General features: G+C 65.8%; 15 protein-coding genes. 4 read left to right on the forward strand and 11 right to left on the reverse strand.

Annotated elements, in window-relative coordinates; genetic code table 11:
* Positions 1-51: 51 nt before the first annotated feature.
* Together TO66_RS29710 and TO66_RS29715 are read right to left on the reverse strand one after the other, a co-directional pair.
* On the reverse strand, positions 52-1734 hold the full coding sequence (locus tag TO66_RS29710) for a DUF4153 domain-containing protein (protein ID WP_044465595.1): 1683 nt from the start codon (positions 1732-1734) through the stop codon (positions 52-54).
* A 58-nt stretch (positions 1735-1792) separates the two neighbouring features.
* On the reverse strand, positions 1793-2368 hold the full coding sequence (locus tag TO66_RS29715; protein ID WP_044465596.1) for a hypothetical protein: 576 nt from the start codon (positions 2366-2368) through the stop codon (positions 1793-1795).
* Positions 2369-2668: 300 nt separating this feature from the next.
* Here TO66_RS29715 and ilvD point away from each other — a divergent pair, with 300 nt between their 5' ends.
* Complete coding sequence (ilvD, locus tag TO66_RS29720) at positions 2669-4510, forward strand: dihydroxy-acid dehydratase (RefSeq protein WP_044465597.1); 1842 nt, start codon at positions 2669-2671, stop codon at positions 4508-4510.
* A 171-nt stretch (positions 4511-4681) separates the two neighbouring features.
* On the opposite strand, the gene TO66_RS29725 is transcribed toward ilvD, so the two are convergent.
* Positions 4682-5737, reverse strand: a complete 1056-nt coding sequence (locus tag TO66_RS29725; RefSeq protein WP_044465598.1) for a hypothetical protein — start codon at positions 5735-5737, stop codon at positions 4682-4684.
* A gap of 240 nt (positions 5738-5977) precedes the next feature.
* On the opposite strand from TO66_RS29725, the gene TO66_RS29730 reads away from it, so the two are divergent.
* A complete protein-coding gene (locus tag TO66_RS29730) occupies positions 5978-7369 on the forward strand; it encodes an L-cystine transporter (RefSeq protein ID WP_044465599.1) in 1392 nt (463 codons plus the stop codon).
* Between the two features lie 241 nt (positions 7370-7610).
* Here the strand turns inward: TO66_RS29730 and TO66_RS29735 are convergent, their stop codons facing one another.
* Complete coding sequence (locus tag TO66_RS29735; RefSeq protein ID WP_044465600.1) at positions 7611-8123, reverse strand: dihydrofolate reductase; 513 nt, start codon at positions 8121-8123, stop codon at positions 7611-7613.
* 96 nt (positions 8124-8219) lie between these two features.
* On the opposite strand from TO66_RS29735, the gene TO66_RS29740 reads away from it, so the two are divergent.
* Both TO66_RS29740 and TO66_RS29745 read left to right on the forward strand, forming a co-directional pair.
* Entirely contained in the window at positions 8220-9599 is a 1380-nt protein-coding gene (locus tag TO66_RS29740; RefSeq protein WP_044465601.1) for a DUF2868 domain-containing protein, read from the forward strand.
* The gene (locus TO66_RS29745) at positions 9592-10980 is read left to right on the forward strand and encodes a GTPase/DUF3482 domain-containing protein (RefSeq protein ID WP_044465602.1); all 1389 of its coding nucleotides are present in this window, start codon (positions 9592-9594) and stop codon (positions 10978-10980) included. Before TO66_RS29740 ends, TO66_RS29745 begins: the two co-directional genes overlap by 8 nt.
* A gap of 118 nt (positions 10981-11098) precedes the next feature.
* Here the strand turns inward: TO66_RS29745 and TO66_RS29750 are convergent, their stop codons facing one another.
* The 7 genes from TO66_RS29750 to TO66_RS29780 form a co-directional block, all read right to left on the reverse strand.
* Positions 11099-11653, reverse strand: a complete 555-nt coding sequence (locus TO66_RS29750) for a phosphonate degradation HD-domain oxygenase (RefSeq protein WP_044465603.1) — start codon at positions 11651-11653, stop codon at positions 11099-11101.
* Complete coding sequence (locus TO66_RS29755; RefSeq protein ID WP_044465604.1) at positions 11653-12786, reverse strand: TIGR03364 family FAD-dependent oxidoreductase; 1134 nt, start codon at positions 12784-12786, stop codon at positions 11653-11655. Before TO66_RS29755 ends, TO66_RS29750 begins: the two co-directional genes overlap by 1 nt.
* Positions 12787-12908: 122 nt before the next feature.
* Entirely contained in the window at positions 12909-13934 is a 1026-nt protein-coding gene (locus TO66_RS29760; protein WP_044465605.1) for a putative 2-aminoethylphosphonate ABC transporter substrate-binding protein, read from the reverse strand.
* 42 nt (positions 13935-13976) lie between these two features.
* Positions 13977-15701 carry a putative 2-aminoethylphosphonate ABC transporter permease subunit gene (locus TO66_RS29765; protein WP_044465606.1) on the reverse strand — a complete coding sequence of 575 codons (1725 nt, stop codon included), beginning with the start codon at positions 15699-15701 and terminating at the stop codon, positions 13977-13979.
* A gap of 1 nt (position 15702) precedes the next feature.
* A complete protein-coding gene (locus TO66_RS29770; protein ID WP_044465607.1) occupies positions 15703-16779 on the reverse strand; it encodes a putative 2-aminoethylphosphonate ABC transporter ATP-binding protein in 1077 nt (358 codons plus the stop codon).
* Between the two features lie 283 nt (positions 16780-17062).
* Positions 17063-17926: a LysR family transcriptional regulator gene (locus tag TO66_RS29775; protein WP_044465608.1), complete on the reverse strand. Its 864-nt coding sequence runs from the start codon at positions 17924-17926 to the stop codon at positions 17063-17065.
* Positions 17927-17942: 16 nt separating this feature from the next.
* On the reverse strand, positions 17943-20312 hold the full coding sequence (locus TO66_RS29780; protein WP_044465609.1) for a heavy metal translocating P-type ATPase: 2370 nt from the start codon (positions 20310-20312) through the stop codon (positions 17943-17945).
* Between the last annotated feature and the right edge of the window lie 38 nt (positions 20313-20350).

The raw sequence follows: 20350 nt of genomic DNA on the forward strand, positions 1-20350 counted from the left end.
CCGAGAGCAAAAAAATCCCGGCCAGGCGCCGGGATTTTTTATCGCTGCCGATCAGTCACGCGGGTGGAACCACTGCGTGTTCAGTTCCACGCCATCGATCCGCAGCGTCTTGTAGCGCGGCCTCACCGGCTTGATCTGGCCCTCGCGAATCTGCGCGATCAGCCCTGGAGCATCCTCGATTCCGGACAACGTGCCCTCATGACGCCATGAGCCCTTGCCCTGATCCCGACGGGCGAACAGCAGCGCCGACGACGCCCAGCTCTGCTTGTCGATCAGCAACACTTCGTCGATGCCATCGTCATCCAGATCAACCGCCCACGCGGTACACCCCGGCGGCGTGCACTCGCTCAGGGTCGTCAGTACGTCGATGAGTTGCTGGCTGCCGTCCGGCACCGGGCCTAGCCAGTACAGATGCGGCTTGAGGTAATCGGCGGGCTGATCCTTGGGCGACACCCCTTCCAGAAGTCCGAGCAACTGTGCCCTGCCCGGCTCATCGAGAATCTGCCCCTGCCGCACCCGCTCAAGCAACGCGTCGAACTGCTCCCGGCCTGGTACGCCCAGACGTTGGCGCAGCGTCCTGGCGTCGAACTCACTCACCGGCGTACGCCCGTCCAACAGACGTTGCACCTGGTTGCTGGCGCTGAAGGCCTGCGGGTCCAGCACAGGGGAAAACACCAACAGCAGCACCACGAAACTCAACAGGGCCATCCAGGGGTTGCTGCGACGCAGGCTGGCAAGCCACACCGATTGCTTGCCCAAGACCGCCCACAGCGCCGCCAGGCTGTGCACCAGGGCCAGGACGACAAACAGCATGGCCAGGAAGCGTGCGGGAGTCAGGCCGTATTGATCAATCCGCAGCCAACTCGAATAGCCCGCCAGCAACACCAGCAAGGGCAGACAACACAGGCTGGCGTTGACCAGGACTTTCAGGGGCTTGGCGTAGCCAGCGTCGTGCTGGCCGTCCTGGAATACGCCATTGAGCAGGAACAGATTGCAGCCTGCCAGGCACAGCAAGATGCTGCTGGAGTAGCCGGTGCTCCAGATCGGCTGCAGGCCGGTGAGCGCCAGGGCCAGGGTGAAGACCAGCGTAATCAGCGCGCTGAGGGGCAGCAGGTAGCGACACACCGTCAACAGAATCCCGCGCAGCAAGCCGATGACCCTTTCGTTCTCGCGGCCCATGCGCATGCCCAGCGAGAAGAACATCGGCAGGCTGAAACAGATGAAGTACGGCGAAGCGAACAGTTCGCCGGGTTGCGGCATGCCGAGGATGCTGAACAGCTGGCCGCACAGCCACAGCAGCAGGCTGAAGGCCAGGGTCACCAGCAGCGCCAGGAGCACGATGAACGCATTGTTCCAGGCATGCCGGAACAGGTCCTGATAGCGCGGGCGGTTCCCCTCGCGGGTCGGCCAGCTGAGGACGAACGCGGTGCCGATATACACCAGCACAGCCGCCGCGAAAAGCCAGAACCTCCAGAGCCAGCCATAGGGATCGTGATTGAACACCCAGCCGGAAAGCCCCGACATCAGCACACTGAAGCCAATGACCAGCAACCAGGTGCCACGCTCAAGCAGCGCGTTGCCAAGCAGTTGCAGGTTGACCCCGGCCACCAGGGCCAACATCAAGGAGACGCTGGCAAGCGCTGGCTGGCGATAGATCAGGCCGCTGACCAGCAGCAGCCCCTGTACCAGAGCGATGGCGATATAGAACAACAGGGAAGGGTTCAACACGGGCATTGCAAATCCTTTTGTGAGGTGGTGCTCGCAGGGCGGCGAGGGTGGCCAGGCATCGCTATCAGGCAGCCGCCGCGCTTCTGCGCCGCAGCACCGCAGCCAGGCACAGGCCGATCAGGAACAGGCCGATGGAGAACGCCAGGGTCGGCCCGGCAAAGAACACCAGCGACAGAAAGCCGCCCTTGAGCGGGTCGCGATAGTGCCTGAACGTCCAGGCCTTGAAGAGCGCATGTGCGATCCAGGGCAATGGCAAGGCCAGCGCCACCCACAGCGCATAGCCGAAAAAACGTCGCCAGAGGTTCGTGCGCCCCTGCAACACAGCCGCGCTGAACAGGGTCATGAGGATCAGGCCGGTCGACACGCCAGCCAACGCCAGGCCGGTCATCGGCAGCTCTCGACAGGCTACGACTGCGCCCGCCGCCGCCAGGGCCAACGCGAGCAACGCCAACCACATGCGCCGTTCACGTCGACGCTCAGGCAGCAGCTGCAACAACCCGCCGCCCATCAACAGCGCCGCCGCCAACGCGGCCATCGCGATACCGGACCAGCCGCTATAAAGCACAGCCCACATCAACAGCAGCCCCTGCAGCAGGCCGATGACCAGGTAGAACCTCAAGGATCGCAGCGTCGCGGACATTCCAGCTCCATTGGAAGGTGATCGAAGGCCGGCGAGTCTAAACCAGCCGGCTGGCTATTTCGCTACCCAGGCAATCGACACCGTAGAGCGGCCACGGCATTCCTTCCTGACGCCAGCGGTGTAGAATCGCGAGATTCATCGCCAGTCATCCCCCGGCGGGTTTATGAGCTCAGGCCGAGGCGCGCGGCGATCCCGCGGCGTCATCGGCAGCTTCAGGACACACGGCCATTTCCGGGTGTTCCCAAGGTCAATAGAAGCTCACTCCCCATTTGTCACCTGATTAGCCGCCCGGAGTGCTCCATGCCTGATTACCGCTCGAAAACATCCACCCACGGCCGCAACATGGCCGGCGCCCGCGCACTGTGGCGCGCCACGGGGATGAAGGATGACGACTTCAAGAAGCCGATCATCGCCATTGCCAACTCCTTCACCCAGTTCGTCCCGGGCCACGTGCACCTCAAGGATCTGGGCCAGCTGGTCGCCCGCGAAATCGAACGCGCCGGCGGCGTGGCCAAGGAATTCAACACCATCGCCGTGGATGACGGCATCGCCATGGGCCACGACGGCATGCTCTATTCGCTGCCGAGCCGCGAGATCATCGCCGACTCCGTGGAGTACATGGTCAACGCTCACTGCGCCGACGCCATCGTCTGCATCTCCAACTGCGACAAGATCACCCCCGGCATGCTGATGGCCGCCCTGCGCCTGAACATCCCGGTGATCTTCGTTTCCGGCGGCCCGATGGAAGCCGGCAAGACCAAGCTCGCCTCCCACGGCCTCGACCTGGTCGACGCCATGGTGATCGCCGCCGACTCCAGCGCCTCTGACGAGAAGGTCGCCGAGTACGAGCGCAGCGCCTGCCCGACCTGCGGTTCCTGCTCCGGCATGTTCACCGCCAACTCGATGAACTGCCTGACCGAAGCCCTGGGCCTCGCCCTGCCGGGCAACGGTTCGACCCTGGCCACCCACAGCGACCGCGAGCAGCTGTTCCTGCAGGCTGGCCGCACCATCGTCGAGCTGTGCAAGCGCTACTACGGCGACAACGATGAGTCGGTGCTGCCGCGCAATATCGCCAACTTCAAGGCGTTCGAGAACGCCATGATGCTCGACATCGCCATGGGCGGCTCGACCAACACCATCCTGCACCTGCTGGCCGCGGCCCAGGAAGCCGAGATCGATTTCGACCTGCGCGACATCGATCGCCTGTCGCGCAGCGTGCCGCAGCTGTGCAAGGTGGCGCCGAACATCCAGAAGTACCACATGGAAGACGTGCACCGCGCCGGCGGCATCTTCAGCATCCTCGGCTCCCTGGCCCGCGGCGGCCTGCTGCACACCGACCTGCCGACCGTGCACAGCCGCAGCATGGAGGAAGCCATCGCCAAGTGGGACATCACCCAGACCACGGATGAAGCCGTGCACCACTTCTTCAAGGCGGGCCCGGCCGGCATCCCGACCCAGACTGCGTTCAGCCAGTCGACCCGCTGGCCGAGCCTGGACGACGACCGTGAAAACGGCTGCATCCGCAGCGTCGAGCACGCCTACTCGAAAGAAGGCGGCCTGGCCGTGCTGTACGGCAATATCGCCCTGGACGGCTGCGTGGTGAAGACCGCCGGCGTCGACGAGTCGATCCATGTCTTCGAAGGCAACGCGAAGATCTTCGAAAGCCAGGACAGTGCGGTACGCGGCATCCTCGCCGACGAAGTGAAGGAAGGCGATATCGTCATCATTCGCTACGAAGGTCCGAAAGGCGGCCCGGGCATGCAGGAAATGCTGTACCCGACCTCCTACCTGAAGTCCAAGGGCCTGGGCAAAGCCTGCGCCCTGCTGACCGACGGCCGCTTCTCCGGCGGCACCTCGGGCCTGTCCATCGGCCACGCCTCGCCGGAAGCCGCCGCGGGCGGCGCCATCGGCCTGGTGCAGGACGGCGACAAGGTGCTGATCGACATTCCGAACCGCTCGATCAACCTGCTGGTCAGCGACGAGGAACTGGCGGCACGCCGTGTCGAACAGGACAAGAAGGGCTGGAAGCCGGCGGAAAAACGCCCACGCAAGGTGACCACGGCCCTGAAAGCCTACGCCCTGCTGGCCACCAGCGCCGACAAGGGCGCCGTGCGCAACAAGGCGCTGCTCGACGGCCTGTGATCGTCAGCCGCTGAAATGAAAATGCCCCGCCAAGTGCGGGGCATTTTTTTGCCTGGAGATCGACCTCTGCGAGGCCTATCGCGGGCAAGTCGGATCGCCGCCCGCTCGCTCCTACAGACGCCACTGATCACGTAGGAGCGAGGCTTGCCCGCGATAGGGTCCAACCCGCCGTTACTGGATGTCTTCAGGCTTGACGATCACCCAGTTCTTGTCCGCCGTCACCGGCAGGCCTTCCTTGGCCTGGGCCGCGGCGTGCTTGGCCATCATGCCGTTGAGCTGGGTCATGTACTTGTCCTTGCGGTTGATCCACAGGTGGATGCCGCCCTTGGCCACGTCGACATCGTGGAACAGCATGTAGCCGTCGCTGGTCGGGGTGTCGCCGCCCACCAGCACCGGTTTTTTCCACTCGTCGATGTAGGTCAGGATCGCCGCGTGCTTGCCGGCCATCCAGGTGGCCGGGGTCCACAGGTAGGGGGTCAGTTCCAGGCCGAGGTTGGCCTTCTCGTCATATTTGCCGGCGGTGATCTGCTTGCGCGCGGTGGTCAGCTCGCCGGTCTTGCGATCCTTGAGCAGGGTGGTAACGCCAATGACGTTCTGCGGCTTGACGTTGTAGCCGTACTTCGGATCGGACGCGACCATGCGCACCAGTTCCTCGGAAGCGGCGGTCATCACGTAGACCTCGATGCCGTTCTCCATCAGCTTGTTGTACAGCTCGGTCTGGCCGGTGAAGACTTTCGGCGGGTTGACCTCGGTGCTCTTGACCGCGTCGCCTTCGTAATAGGTGACCGGCACCGGCTTGCCGGAAGCCATCAGCTCGTCCACGTAGCCCTTGAGCTCCTTGAGGGTGAAGCCGGAGAACACCTGCGCCACCCAGGGGTAGCAGACCATGTCGTCGACTTCGCAGAGGCGGTAGTAATAGCTGAAGAGGCTTTCCTTGTGCTCGGCGGTGTCCTTGAACGGCATCAGCTTCAGGGAGGGATCGAGCTTGTCGCGGGTGATCAGGCCCTTGTTCTCCATGAACGGCAACAGCGACTCTTCCAGGTCGTAGCGGTAACTGGTGTTGTCCATGTCGAACACCGCGTAGTTACCCTTGTTGGCGTTGGCCGCGATCATCGCGTCCAGCTGCTTGGCCTGGTCCGCGGGCCAGTGTTTCAGGTCGGTGGCAAGGGCCTGGCCGGCAAGGCCCAGGCAGAGTGCGGCAGCCAGAAATGTCGGAGCGAGTTTCATCGGCGTTTTCTCCCTGATTGAAAGAGCTCGACGCTAACAAATCGCTGTGACAATTCTCGCCTGTGGGCGACCGTGCGCGTCCTGATTCCGCCACCGGCATGCGCCTGAGCGTCAACGCCTTATTCCAAAAACGACAGTCGCCATGCGTTTTTGGTATTAATTCATTAGATATCAAGCTGTTAGGCTTGCCGGTTCGCAATCGCCGCCATACGCGATTGGCACAAGTCTTATGGAGCCTCAATGAACCTGCCGCTGATCCTCAATCTGCTGGTGTTCCTGGCCTTGCTGCTGGGCCTGGCACAAACCCGTCACACCACCTGGAGCCTGGCGAAAAAAGTCCTGCTGGCCCTGGTGCTGGGCGTGGTCTTCGGTGTGGCCCTGCACAGCCTTTACGGTGCCGGTAACCCAGTCCTGAAAACCTCCATCGCCTGGTTCGACCTGGTGGGCAACGGTTATGTGCAACTGCTGCAGATGATCGTGATCCCGCTGGTATTCGCCTCGATCCTCAGTGCCGTGGCGCGGCTGCACAACGCCTCGTCCCTGGGCAAGATCAGCTTCCTGACCATCGGCACCCTGCTGTTCACCACCGCCATCGCGGCGGTGATCGGCATTGCCCTGACCAACCTGTTCGGCCTGACCGCCGAAGGGCTGGTGGCCGGCACCCAGGAAATGGCCCGCCTGCAAGTGATCCAGAGCGATTACGCGGGCAAGGTCGCCGACCTGAATATCCCGCAGCTGCTGCTGTCGTTCATCCCGTCGAACCCCTTCGCCGACCTGGCCCGGGCCAAGCCGACCTCGATCATCAGCGTGGTGATCTTCGCGGCATTCCTGGGCATCGCCGCCCTGCAACTGCTCAAGGACGACGTGGAAAAGGGCCAGAAAGTGGTCAACGCCATCGACACCCTGCAAGCCTGGGTCACCCGCCTGGTGCGCCTGGTGATGAAGCTGACCCCCTACGGCGTGCTGGCGCTGATGACCAAGGTGGTCGCCAGCTCCAACCTGCAGGACATCATCAAGCTCGGCAGTTTCGTGGTGGTGTCGTACATCGGCCTGGGCCTGATGTTCGTGGTCCATGGCCTGCTGGTGTCGCTGGCCGGGATCAACCCGCTGCGCTTCTTCCGCAAGGTCTGGCCGGTGCTGACCTTCGCCTTCACCAGCCGCTCCAGCGCTGCGACCATCCCGCTGAGTATCGAGGCGCAGACCAGCCGCCTGGGGATTCCGCAGTCCATCGCCAGCTTCGCCGCCTCGTTCGGCGCGACCATCGGCCAGAACGGCTGCGCAGGCCTGTACCCGGCAATGCTGGCGGTGATGGTGGCGCCGACCGTGGGCATCAACCCTCTGGACCCGCTGTGGATCGCCACCCTAGTGGCCATCGTGACCCTGAGCTCGGCCGGCGTGGCCGGGGTGGGCGGCGGCGCGACCTTCGCCGCGCTGATCGTGCTGCCGGCCATGGGCTTGCCGGTTTCCCTGGTGGCGCTGCTGATTTCGGTGGAACCGCTGATCGACATGGGCCGCACCGCGCTGAACGTCAGCGGTTCGATGACCGCCGGTGCGATCACCAGCCAGATCATGCAGCAGACCGATAAAGAAAAGCTCGATGCCGATGAGCATGCGGAGCTGGCGCAGGCCTGATCGTCCAGCCCCGCTCCGGACTCCCCGGAGCGGGGTTACGACCGTAGCTCTGTAGCTCTGTAGTTCTGTAGCCGCTGCCGAGCCTGCGAGGCTGCGATCGGCTGCGAAGCAGTCGTAAAACCGGACAATCCATTCTTCCTGGAAAACCGCGTGCTCAGGTTTTGCGAGGACTTCGTCCTCGATCGCAGCCTCGCTCCGCTCGGCAGCGGCTACAGGGCTACAGGGCTACAGGGCTACAGGGTTAAACCCGTTCCCAGACTTCGAAGTTGTAGGCCGGCTTGTCGGCTTCCGCCGGGTTCGGCACGTTCGACACCCGTTGCCACTGGTTCAGATCGAACTCCGGAAACCATGCATCGCCTTCCGGGCTCAAGGCCACGCGGGTCAGGTACAGGCGATCGGCCTGTTCCAGCCCTTGCGCATACAGCTGCGCGCCACCGATCAGCATCAGCTCGCCAACGCCCTGCTCCAGCGCCCACTGCTCGGCTCGCGCCACTGCCGTGTCCAGCGACGGGTACACCTCGGCGCCTTCCAGGCGCAGATCGGCCTGGCGGCTGACCACGATGTTCAGCCGTCCCGGCAGCGGGCGGCCCAGCGAATCCCAGGTCTTGCGCCCCATGATGATCGGCTTGCCCAGGGTGGTGGCCTTGAAATATTTGAAGTCCCCCGGCAAGTGCCAGGGCATGCTGTTGTCGACGCCGATCACGCGGTTTTCACCGAGGGCCGCGATCAGGCTGAGGGGGAGAGTTTTTTTCATGCCGGCGAGGATACCAGAGGCTCGGCGCCCCGCAACGTACCCCGATCGGCGTGACAGCGGTTATGCTCACCCCTCATTTGAGCAACGGAATGACGCGTGAGCGAACTGACCCCACTGGAAAAACTCTGGCTCACCGAAGCCATCCGCCTGCGTGAAGAACAGGCCGGCGCCCTGGAGGACCAGGAAGCCAATCGCCTGGCCCGCAGCGCGGGTGGCGACCTGGCGAGCCGCATCCAATACCGCGCGCTGTGGCTGGCCGAACGCGACGGCCTGGCCGCGGCCCTGCGCCACTGGACCCAGGGCGCGCGCCTGGCGCTGATACTGCTGGCACTGCTGGCCCTGGTCAGCGGCGCCGGCCTGGCCTTCGCCGCCCTGGGCGACGGGCAAACCCCGGTCAATGTGTTCTGGGCCCTGGGCAGCCTGCTCGGCCTCAACCTGCTTCTGCTGCTGGGCTGGGTGCTGGGCCTGTTGTTCGCCGGCGAACACGGCGCCAGTCTCGGCCGCCTGTGGCTGTGGCTCAGCGCCAGGCTCGCCCGCGACGCCAAGGCCGCGCAACTGGCGCCCGCCCTGCTGCTGTTGCTGCAACGGCGCAAACTCAATCGCTGGGCCATCGGCACCCTGGTCCACGGCCTGTGGCTGCTGGCCCTGCTCAGCGCCGTGGCGATCCTGCTGATGCTGCTGATCACCCGGCGCTACGGGTTCTACTGGGAAAGCACCCTGCTCGGCGCAGATGCCTTCGTGGCGATCACCAATGCCCTCAGCGCCTTGCCTCGCGCCATAGGTTTCGGGATGCCGACCGTAGAGATGATTCAGGCCAGCACCCGGGACGTTTACAACACTGAACAGGTGCGCCAGATGTGGGCCATCTGGCTGGTGGCCTCGCTGATCATTTACGGCGTGCTGCCGCGCCTGCTGCTGATGCTGTTCTGCCGCTGGCGCTGGAAGCACGGCCAGGCGCGCCTGCGGCTGGACCTCAACCTGCCCGGCTACAGCGCGTTGCGCGAAGCCTTGATGCCCAGCAGCGAACGCCTGGGGATCAACGATGCCGCCCCCGAACGGCTGCACCGTGTCGAAGGCGGTGCCAGCACCCTGGACAGCGCTGGCGCCCTGCTGGTGGCCATCGAGCTGGACGACCAGCGCCCCTGGCCACCGCAATTGCCGGCCACGGTGAAAGACGCCGGCATCCTCGACAGCCGCGAATCGCGCAACCGGCTGCTGGAACAGATGAGCCGCTTTCCCCCGGCGCGCCTGGCCATCGCCTGCGATCCGCGCCGCTCGCCGGACCGCGGCAGCCTGGCATTGATCGCCGAGCTCGCCCGCAGCGCCAGCGCCACCCGGGTCTGGCTGCTGCAGGCGCCTGCGGGCCAGGCCCTGGATGCCGAACGCCTGGGCGACTGGCATGCGGCCCTGCAACAACTGGAGCTGCCATTCGCCGATTGCGCACCGCTGAACTGGCTGGAGACCGGGCATGACTGACCCCCGCAAGCCCCCCTTGAAGCTGGCAGTGGTCGGCCACACCAATGTCGGCAAGACCTCCCTGCTGCGCACCCTGACCCGCGATGTCGGGTTCGGCGAGGTGTCCCATCGCCCCAGCACCACCCGCCATGTCGAAGGGGCGCGGCTGTCGGTGGACGGCGAACCGCTGCTCGACCTGTACGACACCCCCGGCCTGGAAGACGCCATCGCCCTGCTCGACTACCTGGAACGCCTGGAACACCCCGGCGAGCGCCTGGACGGCCCGGCGCGGCTGGCGCGGTTTCTCGACGGCAGCGAGGCGCGCCAGCGTTTCGAACAAGAAGCCAAGGTGCTGCGCCAGTTGCTGGCCTGCGACGCCGGGCTGTATGTGATCGACGCCCGCGAGCCGGTGCTGGCCAAGTACCGCGACGAGCTGGAAGTCCTGGCCGGCTGCGGCAAGCCGCTGCTGCCGGTGCTGAATTTCGTCAGCAGCGCCAACCACCGGGAGCCAGACTGGCGCGAAGCCCTGGCCCGCCTGGGCCTGCACGCCCTGGTGCGCTTCGACAGCGTGGCGCCGCCGGAAGACGGCGAGCGGCGGCTGTATGAAAGCCTGGCGCTGCTGCTGGAAAACTCGCGGCCGCAGCTGGAACGCCTGATCGCCGACCAGCAGGCGCAGCGCGCGGCCCGCCGGCAAAGCGCCGCGCGGCTGATCGCCGAGCTGCTGATCGATTGCGCCGCCTGCCGGCGCAGCGTGGTCAGCGACGTCGAACAGGAACAGCAGGCCATCGGCGAACTGCGCAAGGCCGTGCGTCAGCGTGAGCAGCGCTGCGTCGAGGCGCTGCTCAAGCTCTACGCGTTCCGCCCGCAGGATGCCGCCGCCAGTGATCTGCCGCTGCTCGACGGGCGCTGGGGCGATGACCTGTTCAACCCGGAAACCCTCAAGCAGCTCGGGGTGCGGGTCGGTGGCGGGATCGCCGCCGGGGCGGCGGCCGGGGCTGGCGTCGACCTCCTGGTGGGCGGCCTGACCCTGGGCGCGGCGGCCCTGGCCGGGGCCATCGCCGGCGGCGCGCTGCAAACCGCGCGCAGCTACGGCAGCCGTCTGCTGGGCAAACTCAAGGGTCAGCGCGAACTGACCGTGGACGACAGCGTGCTGCGCCTCTTGGCCCTGCGCCAACGGCAATTGGTGCAGGCGCTGGACCGGCGCGGCCATGCGGCGCTGGACAGCATCCAACTGACCACGCCCCAGGACCAGGGCTGGCGCGAAGGCAAGTTGCCGGAAGCGCTGAACAAGGCCCGGGCCCACCCGCAGTGGTCGTCGCTCAACCCCGGGGCGCGTCCGAGCCAGGCCGAGCGCCAGGAGCAGATCGAGGTGTTGGCGCAGAAATTGGTGGTCGAGGAGTAGATCGGCGGCGTTCTCACGGACGCCATCGCGGGCAAGCCTCGCTCCTACAGGTCCGCCAACCCCGTAGGAGCGAGGCTTGCCCGCGATAACCATGGCCCAGGCACCGCAGAACCCCGGATCAGGCCACCAACAGACGCACCGCCTTGTCCTTGAGCACCTGCAAATCCATCACCGGCACGCCCGGCTCCTTGGCCTGTTCGTCCCAGTGGCGCATGCGCAGGCTGACGGCGCACAGCGGGTCCTGCTCGAAGGCCCGGGCTTGCTCGGCGCTCATCATCCCGCCCTGGTAATGCAGGGTGCGCCGGCTGGCTTCACTGAGCCGCTGGTAGTAGCCCGGCTCCTTGAACGTCAGGTAACGCTTGGCCTGGACGTGATATTCCACCAGCCGCGCCAGACGCTCGCCGAAGCCGGCGCGCCGCAGGTAATCCGCGCCCAGCCGCTCATGGCTGACCACCCCGAAACCGCCCATGCTCTCGGCATCATCCCCGCAGATGTGCCCGATATCGTGGAAGAACGCCGCCAGCACCACTTCGTCGTCGAAGCCTTCGGCGATGGCCCGTTGCGCGGCCTGGGACATGTGTTCGAGCTGCGACACCGGTTCGCCGATGTAGTCGCTGGCGCCAAAACGCTCATACAGGCCGAATACCTCGGCGATCCGCTGCTCGGGGCCCATCACGCTTCCTCCAGCAAACGGGCGATGTTGCCCTCGGCCATGGCCGGGCCGACGCTCATGCCCACCCCGGTATGCATCAGGGCCACGCTGATCCCGACGGCCGGTTGCAGGAACGAGAACGGCCCCGGCCCGCGGGCACCGTAGACGCCCTGCCAGCGCTCGACGACCCGCACCTTGCAGCCCAGGGTCTGTTCCGCCAGCTCAAGCATCCAGTCGTCCACCTGTTCGGCATTGAACGGCGACGGATCGCTGCCGTAATGATGGGAATCGCCGATGATCAGCTCGCCATAGGGGGTCGGGCTGATCAGCAGGTGGATGCCGTTTTCATGCAGGTGCGGCGTGTCGCGCAGGATCTCGGCCTGCACCGCCGCCGCTTCGGGCAGGTCGGCGAAGGCGCCGTAATGCACGCAGCTCAGGCCGGTGAGCAGCGCATGCTGCAGGTCCAGCGCCACCTCGGGTCGCGCGCGGAGCATTTGCAAGCGACAGACCTGGGGCGCCAGGGCGGCGATCGGCTCCGCCAGCAGAGTCTGGTAGTCATGCCCGGAACAGACCAGGATCTGCGCCGCGCTGAAACTGCCGGCGGTGCTGTGCAAGCGACCGGGCTCGAGGTCGCGCACCAGGGTGGAGAAGTGGAATTGCACCCCCAGGTCGCGGCGCAGGTAATCGATCAGCAGCGGGATGGCTTCCCGGGAATACAGCTGCTGGTCGTCCAGGCCGTGCAGCGCCGCCCGGTGATGGCGAAAACGACCGCCATACAGGTCGTTCAAGGCCGCGCCGCGCAGCAGTTCGACGCGGTAGCCGTATTCCCGCGCGCGACCGGCGCAGAAGGCCTGCAACACATGCTCCTCGGCCTCGGTGCGAGCAAAGAGGTAGGAGCCGTTGCGTTTCAAGGGCAGGCCGGCCAGTTCGGCCCAGTCGCCCCAGATCCCGCGGCTGGCCCGGGCCAGGTCGAGCATGGCCCCGGGTGGCTGGCCGGTCACCAGGGCCTGGCCGAAATTGCGCACCGACGCGCCCAGGGGCGTGGCGCTGCGCTCGAAAACCCGGACCCGCAAACCGCGCTTGGCGGCCGCATAGGCGTGGGACAGCCCGAGGATGCCGGCGCCGACGATCAGCAGGTCGTTGTGGTTGCTCATGGGTGGGGTCCTTGTAAAGACGACCTCTGCGAGGTCGAATCGCGGGCAAGCCTCGCTCCTACAGAAGCGTCTGTAGGAGCGAGCGGGCGGCGATTCGACTTGCCCGCGATGTGGTCTGTCGGTTACTTGGCGGCGACCTTCTCGGACTTGCCGTCATAGCGCTTGCGCCATTCGGCGAGGATTTCGTCGCGGTTCTTCGAGGCCCAGGCGAAATCGTTCTTGATCAGGCGCTGCTCGTAGTCGGCCGGCAGTTCGGTCTGCGGCTTGGCGATGCCCGGCTGGGCCAGGACCGCGAAGTTTTCCTTGTACAGCTCCATGGCCGCCGGGCTGGCGGAGAAGTCGGCGAGCTTCTTCGCGGCTTCTTCATGCGGCGTGCCTTTGATCACCGCGGTGGCTTCGATTTCCCAGCCCAGGCCTTCCTTCGGCAGCACGATGTCCAGCGGCGCGCCCTGGCGCTTGAGCTGCACGGCCGGGTATTCGAAGGAGATGCCGATCGGGAATTCGCCGGCCGCCGCCAGCTTGCACGGCTTGGAACCGGAGTGGACGTACTGGCCGATGTTCTGGTGCAGGTCGTCCATGTACTGCCAGCCCTGCTTCTCGCCGAAGGTCTGCAACCAGGCGCTGACGTCGAGGAAGCCGGTGCCGGACGACGCCGGGTTGGGCATCACGATCTTGCCCTTGTACTCAGGCTTGGTCAGGTCCTGCCAGCTCACCGGCTTGGTCAGGCCCTGCTTTTCGGCCTCGACGGTGTTGAAGCAGATGGTCGCGGCCCACACGTCCATGCCGACCCAGGCCGGCGGGTTGGCGGCGTCGCGGTAGTTGCCGCCGATCTTGCCCAGGTCCTTCGGCGCGTAGCTTTGCAGCATGCCCTGCTGGTCGAGGATCGCCAGGCTGGAAGCGGCCAGGCCCCACACCGCGTCCGCCTGCGGCCGGGCTTTTTCCGCCAGCAGCTTGGCGGTGATGATCCCGGTGGAGTCGCGCACCCATTTGATTTCCACGTCCGGGTTGGCGGCTTCGAAAGCCTGCTTGTAGCTCTTGAGCTGCTCGGCCTCCAGGGCGGTATAGACGGTCAGTTCGGTCTTCGCGGCAAAGGCGTTCATGCTGAAAGCCGTGAGGACGACAGCGGCGACAGCCAGGGGCTTGAACATGGTGCGGTTCCTTTTCTGAGTGGAAGTGCGGGTTGGGCGGATTCAATGGCCGGGCGCGGTCTGCCGCCAGGCCTGGGAACGGCGCAGCAAGCCGCGCGCAGCCCAGGCCAGGAGCAACGACACGCCCGCCGAGGTAAAGAGGATCAGGGTCGACATGGCGGCCGCGCCGCCGACGTTGCCGGCGTCGTCCATGTTCAGCACCGCCACCGCCGCGAGGATGGTGTCGGGGCTGTAGAGGAAGATCGCCGCCGAGACGGTGGTCATTGCCGAGACGAACAGGTAACGCACGATGTCCAGCAGCGCCGGCAGGCAGATCGGCACCGTGACCTTCAGGTAATGGCGGTACAGCGGCGCCTTGAGCGACAGCGCGGCGGCCTCGAACTCGGCGTCGAGCTGGCGCAGCGCGGTGGTGGCGGTCATCTGCGCGGTGGTCAGGTAGTGAGCGATGGTGCACACCACCAGCAGGGTCATGCTGCCGTAGAACACATGCAGCGGATTGCCGCCCAGGTTGAAGAAAAAGACATAACCCAGGCCCAGCACCAGGCCCGGCACCGCCATCGGCACGAAGCTGAGCATGCGCAACGCCAGGTTGAGGCCACGCTGGGTGTGGGTCTTCTCCATCAGGTAGGCGCCGGTGAAGATCAGCACGCTGCCGATCAGCGCCGTGCACAGGGCCATGGTCAGGCTGTTGCGATAGGCCAGCCAGCCACCGCCGGCGGTGTCGTTGAACTGGTAGTGGTTGAGCGACAGCGACAGGTTGTAGGGCCAGAACTTCACCAGCGACGAGAACACCGCCATGCCGAACACCAGCAGCAGCGCGGCGCAGATCAGCAGCACGATCGCCAGGTAGCAACCGTCCCGTAGCCGGCAAGGCGCCGGCTGGAACACCTGGGCCCGGCCGCTCATGGCGTCGCCGTGGCGGCGACGCAGCCAGGCGTCGACCCCGAAGCTGAACAGCGCCGGCAGCAACAGCACCATGCCGATCAACGCGCCGCGCCCGAACTGCTGCTGGCCGACCACCGCCTTGTAGGCTTCCAGCGCCAGCACCTGGTAGTCGCCACCGACCACCACCGGCACGCCGAAATCGGTGATGGTCAGGGTGAACACCAGGCAGAACGCGGCGAACACCGCCTGCCGGGTAGCCGGCCAGGTAATGCTGCGAAACGCCTTGGCCGGGCTGGCGCCCATGCTCGACGCGGCGTCGAACAGCCGCGCATCGGCCAGGGACAGGGCCGACAGCAGGATCATCAAGGCGTGGGGAAAGGTGTAGATCACCTCGCCGAGGACGATGCCCCAGAAGCCGTAGATATTGTCCGAGAGCAGCCCGCGCAGCAGGCCCTGGTTACCGAACAGATAGACCAGGGCGATCCCCGGCAGCATCGACGGCGCCATCAGCGGCAACAGGGACATGCCGCGCCAGATCGCCTTGCCGGGAATCAGCGTGCGTTGCAGGGCATAGGCGAACAGGTAGGCCAGCGGCACCACGATGGCGGCCACGCTGAGGGAGACTTTCAGGCTGTTGCCCAACAGCCAGTGGAAGTTGGCGCTGGTCACCAGCTCGCGGGCGGCGGCCAGGCCACCGCCCTGCCCGGCTTCGCCACTGAAGCCGCGCCAGAAGATCGCCAGCAACGGCAGCAGCACCGCCAGCCCCAGCAGCACGAGCAGCACCAGCTTGCCGCCGAGCACGAAGAGACGGTCGCCAATCTCGGCGCGGGTAGCCTGGCGCGCCCGCTTGGCGGGTAGCGGCAGGGTCAGTTCGGCAGCCATCTCAGGTAAACACCTGCAGGCTGCGCGGCGGCAGCGCTACCCAGATGTCCTGGGCGCCGAGGCGCGGCATGGCTTCCGGGGCCAGTTCGGCCAGCAACGGATGGCCAGGCAGTTCGTTGAGCTCGAAGCTCATGCGGCAGCGGTTGCCGAGGAAGGTGATTTCCCGGACCTTGGCCGGGAACAGGTTTTCCTCGTGCACCGGCGGGTTGACGCTGATCGCTTCCGGGCGGCAGAACAGGCGGCCCGAGGCGGCCTTGCCGGAATCGGCCGCCAGCCGCACGTTCATCCCGCCGACCTGGGCATGGCTGTCGCTGCTGCGACGGAACGGCAGCCAGTTGCCCTGGCCGACGAACTCGGCGACGAAGGGAGTGGCCGGGCGATCGTAGATTTCCTGGGGCGTGGCGTACTGCTCAACCTTGCCGTTGTTCATCACCGCGATCCGGTCGGCCATCAGCATGGCCTCGTCCTGGTTGTGCGTGACCATCAAGGTGGTGATGCCCAGGCGCCGTTGCAGCTGGCGCAGCTCGGTACACAGGTGCTCGCGCACCCGGGCGTCCAGCGCCGACATCGGTTCGTCCAGCAGCAGCAACGAAGGCGCCGGGGCCAGGGCCCGCGCCAGGGCGACCCGCTGCTGCTGGCCGCCCGAGAGCTGGCCGGGGTATTTCTTTTCGCTGCCGGAAAGACCCACCAGCTCCAGCATCTGCGCCACGCGCCGGCGCACTTCGTCGCGGCCGCTGCCGGCCAGGCCATAGGCGATGTTGGCCTCGACGCTGAGGTTGGGAAACAGCGCATAGGACTGAAACAGGATGCCGTAGTCGCGGGCCTGGGGCGCCAGGTGCGAGACGTCGCGATCGCCCAGGAACAATTCGCCCTGGTCCTGGCGCTCGAGGCCGGCGATACAGCGCAGCAAGGTGGTCTTGCCACAGCCCGACGGGCCGAGCAGGCACACCAGTTCGCCGGCCGCGACATCCAGGGAGACGTTATCCAGGGCGGTGAAAGCGCCGAAGCGTTTCTGCATCCCGCGCACCTTCATGGGGGCACCGGGGTTGCTCAGGGCGGTTGCGATCGGGTGGTTCATGGACGGGCCTCATCAAGCAGATGCAGGCCATCCTAAGGAGCGAATGCGTAGTTACTGTGGCAATGAGGCAAAAGCTGCCGATAGTGGTATTGGCGGATTTGGGTTGCCTCTGCTGCTAACCGCGCAACCCTGTAGCCGCTGCCAAGCGCAGCGAGGCTGCGAACGGCTGCGCAGCAGCCGCAACCCAGGCAACGCCGTATGAGCAGATAATCGCAGGGCGCCTTTTTGCGGGCGCGGAGCGCCCGTTCGCAGCCTCGCTGCGGCTACAAGGAACGGGCTAGGTTCAGGCCGGCGCCATTTCCTGGGCCAGGCCGAGGAACGCCGCGGGCAGGCGTGCGCCCTTGCGCTCCTTGAGGCAGTAGAGGTACTCGGCGATCTGTGGCGCGTTCTCGATGGTCAGCACCCGCAACTGCGGATCGTGGGGTACTTCCTGGCGGGCGATGATGCTGATGCCGATATTGCGCAGCACCGCCTCGCGGATCGATTCGCGGCTGCCGATCTCCAGCAGCGGGCCAAAATTGACCCGGGCGCTGCCAAGCAACTCTTCGGTCAGGCGCCGGGTGGTGGAACCCGGCTCGCGCATCAACAGGGTGTGCCCGGCAAGCGCGTTCAAGGGTACGTGATCGAGGGCGGCCAGCGGATGATTGCGATGCACCGCCAGCACCAGCGGATCGCTGCCGAGCACCCGGCGAATCAACCGGGAATCTTCAAGCAGCTGCGACGAGGCGGCGATGTCGACCCGGTATTCCTCCAGCGACTCCAGCACCTGCTGCGAGTTGCCGATTTCCACCGAGACCTCGACTTGGGGCAGGCGCTCACGGAAGGTCTTCACCAGGTCGAGGATGTAATACGGCGCGGTGGCGGCGATCCGCAGGGTGCCTTGCACCTGGCCGCTGTTACGCAGGAAAAACTCGATATCGGCTTCTTGCTGCAACAACGCCTTGACCATCGGCAGCAGCCGGGCGCCCTCCTCGCTGACACTGAGGCGCCGGCCGCCGCGGTAGAACAGCTCGACCGCGTACTGGCTTTCCAGATGGCGGATCTGGGTGGTCACCGTGGGCTGGCTCAGGCCGAGCTTCTTGGCCGCCTGGGTAATGCTGCCCAGGCGGGCCACCATGTAAAACGCCTTCAGCTCGGCACTCAGCACCGCATCCTCTCACCCTCTATTTGCGCAGCAGGCGCAAACCGTTGAAGACCACCAACAGGCTGACGCCCATATCGGCGAACACGGCCATCCACATGGTGGCCAACCCGGCAAAGGTTACCCCAAGAAAGATTGCCTTGATGACCAGGGCCAGGGTGATATTTTGCACGAGGACGCTCGAGGTAGCGCGCGACAGGCGGACAAACGCCGGAATCTTGCGCAAATCGTCGTCCATCAGGGCGACATCGGCGGTTTCGATGGCAGTATCGGTGCCTGCCGCGGCCATGGCGAAGCCAATCTCCGCGCGAGCCAGGGCCGGGGCGTCGTTGATGCCGTCGCCGACCATGCCGACCCGATGCCCCTGGGTATAGAGGTCTTCGATGGCTTGCAGCTTGTCGGTAGGCAGCAGGTCGCCACGGGCCTGGTCGATCCCCACCTGGGACGCGATGGCCTCGGCGGTGTGCGGGTTGTCGCCAGTGAGCATCAGGGTCTTGATCCCCAGCTCGTGCAACTGCTGGATCGCTTCCCGACTGGATTCCTTGACCGTGTCCGCCACGGCGAACAGGGCCAGGGGGCCGGCGCTGTCGAGCAGCAGCACCACAGTCTTGCCCTGCTTCTCCAGGGCGAACAGCTTCTCTTCCAGGGCCGGCGAACACAGCCCCAGGTCCTCCACCAGACGGTGGTTGCCCAAGTGGTAGAGCTGGCCGTTGATTTCGCCGCGGACCCCGCGACCGGCCAGGGCCTCGAAGTTATCCACAAGGTGCAGGTCCAGTTGCTTATCCACAGCCGCGTTGGCGATGGCCAGGGAAACCGGGTGGTCGGAACGGGCCGCCAGGCTCGCAGCAATGGCCGGGGCGGTATCGTCCGCCAGCGGGTCGAGGGACAGGAAATCGGTCTGCACCGGCTTGCCGTGGGTGATGGTGCCGGTCTTGTCCAGGGCCAGGTAGTCGAGCTTGTGACCGCCCTCCAGGTACACCCCGCCCTTGATCAGGATGCCTTTGCGCGCCGCCGCGGCCAGGCCGCTGACAATGGTCACCGGGGTCGAGATCACCAGGGCACAAGGGCAGGCCACCACCAGCAGTACCAGGGCGCGGTAGATCCAGTCGAACCAGGCCGCGCCCATGAACAGCGGCGGAATCACCGCCACGGCCAGGGCGAAAGCGAAGACGGCAGGCGTATAGATTCGCGAGAAGCTGTCGACGAAGCGCTGGGTCGGCGCACGCGCACCCTGGGCCTGTTCCACGGCATGGATGATCCGCGCCAGGGTCGAGTTGCCGGCCACCGCGGTCACCTTGTACTCCAGCGAGCCGGCCTGGTTGATGGTGCCGGCGAAGACCTTGTCGCCCACGGTCTTCTCCACCGGCAGGCTTTCACCGGTGATCGGCGCCTGGTCGATGGTCGAACTGCCCGCGGTGACTTCCCCGTCCAGGCCGACGCGCTCGCCAGGACGCACCCGCACCAATGCCCCGAGTTCGACGCTTTTGGCTTCCCGTTCCCGCCAGGTGCCATCCGCCTCCTGCATCGTGACTTTTTCCGGGGTCATCTGCATCAGGCCGCTGATGGCATTGCGCGCCCGGTCCAGGGACTTGGCCTCGATCAACTCGGCCACGGTGAACAGGAACATCACCATCGCCGCTTCCGGCCACTGGCCGATCAGCACCGCGCCAGTCACGGCGATGCTCATCAGGGCGTTGATGTTCAGGTTGCGGTTCTTCAGGGCGATCCAGCCCTTCTTGTAGGTGCCCAGGCCGCCACTGAGGATCGACACCAGGGCGACTACCGCCACCACCCAGGTCGGCGCGGCACTGGTGAAATGGATCACCTCGGCAGCCAGCGCCGCGACGCCGGAGAGCGCCAGCGGCCACCAGTGTTTCTTGGCCGGTGCGGCTGGGGCGGTCGCTTCACCGTCCTGGCCGATGGGTTCGGCCTCCATGCCCAGGGATTTGATCGCGGCGATGATCGGCGCGGTATCCGGCAGGTCGTGGGTCACGCCCAGCACTCGGTTGATCAGGTTGAACTCCAGCTGCTGCACGCCCGCCAGCTTACCCAGCTTGTTCTGGATCAGCGTCTGCTCGGTGGGGCAGTCCATGGCGTCGATGCGGAAGCTGCTCAGGCGCGCATTGGCGCTCGACGCCGTGCCGAGCTTGACCAGCGAAGGTACGGCCTGGGATGAACAGCAGGAGCCGCCGTGACTGGCATGGTCGTGTTTCTCGACGGCCCGCAGCTTCGCGCCGTGGCTGTGGCTGTGGCTGTGGCTGTGGCTGTGGCTGTGGCTGTGGCTGTGGCCATGATCGTGATCGTGATCGTGATCGTGATCGTGATCGTGATCGTGGCCAGCATGCCGGGAGCCAGCGCCGGATTTGCTAGGGGTGTGCAGGGAATCGCTCATAAGGTCGCGTCCGAAAAGGTGCCTGTTGCCAAGTGAAC

The sequence above is a fragment of the Pseudomonas sp. MRSN 12121 genome (assembly GCF_000931465.1).
In the GTDB taxonomy this organism is placed as follows: Bacteria; Pseudomonadota; Gammaproteobacteria; order Pseudomonadales; family Pseudomonadaceae; genus Aquipseudomonas.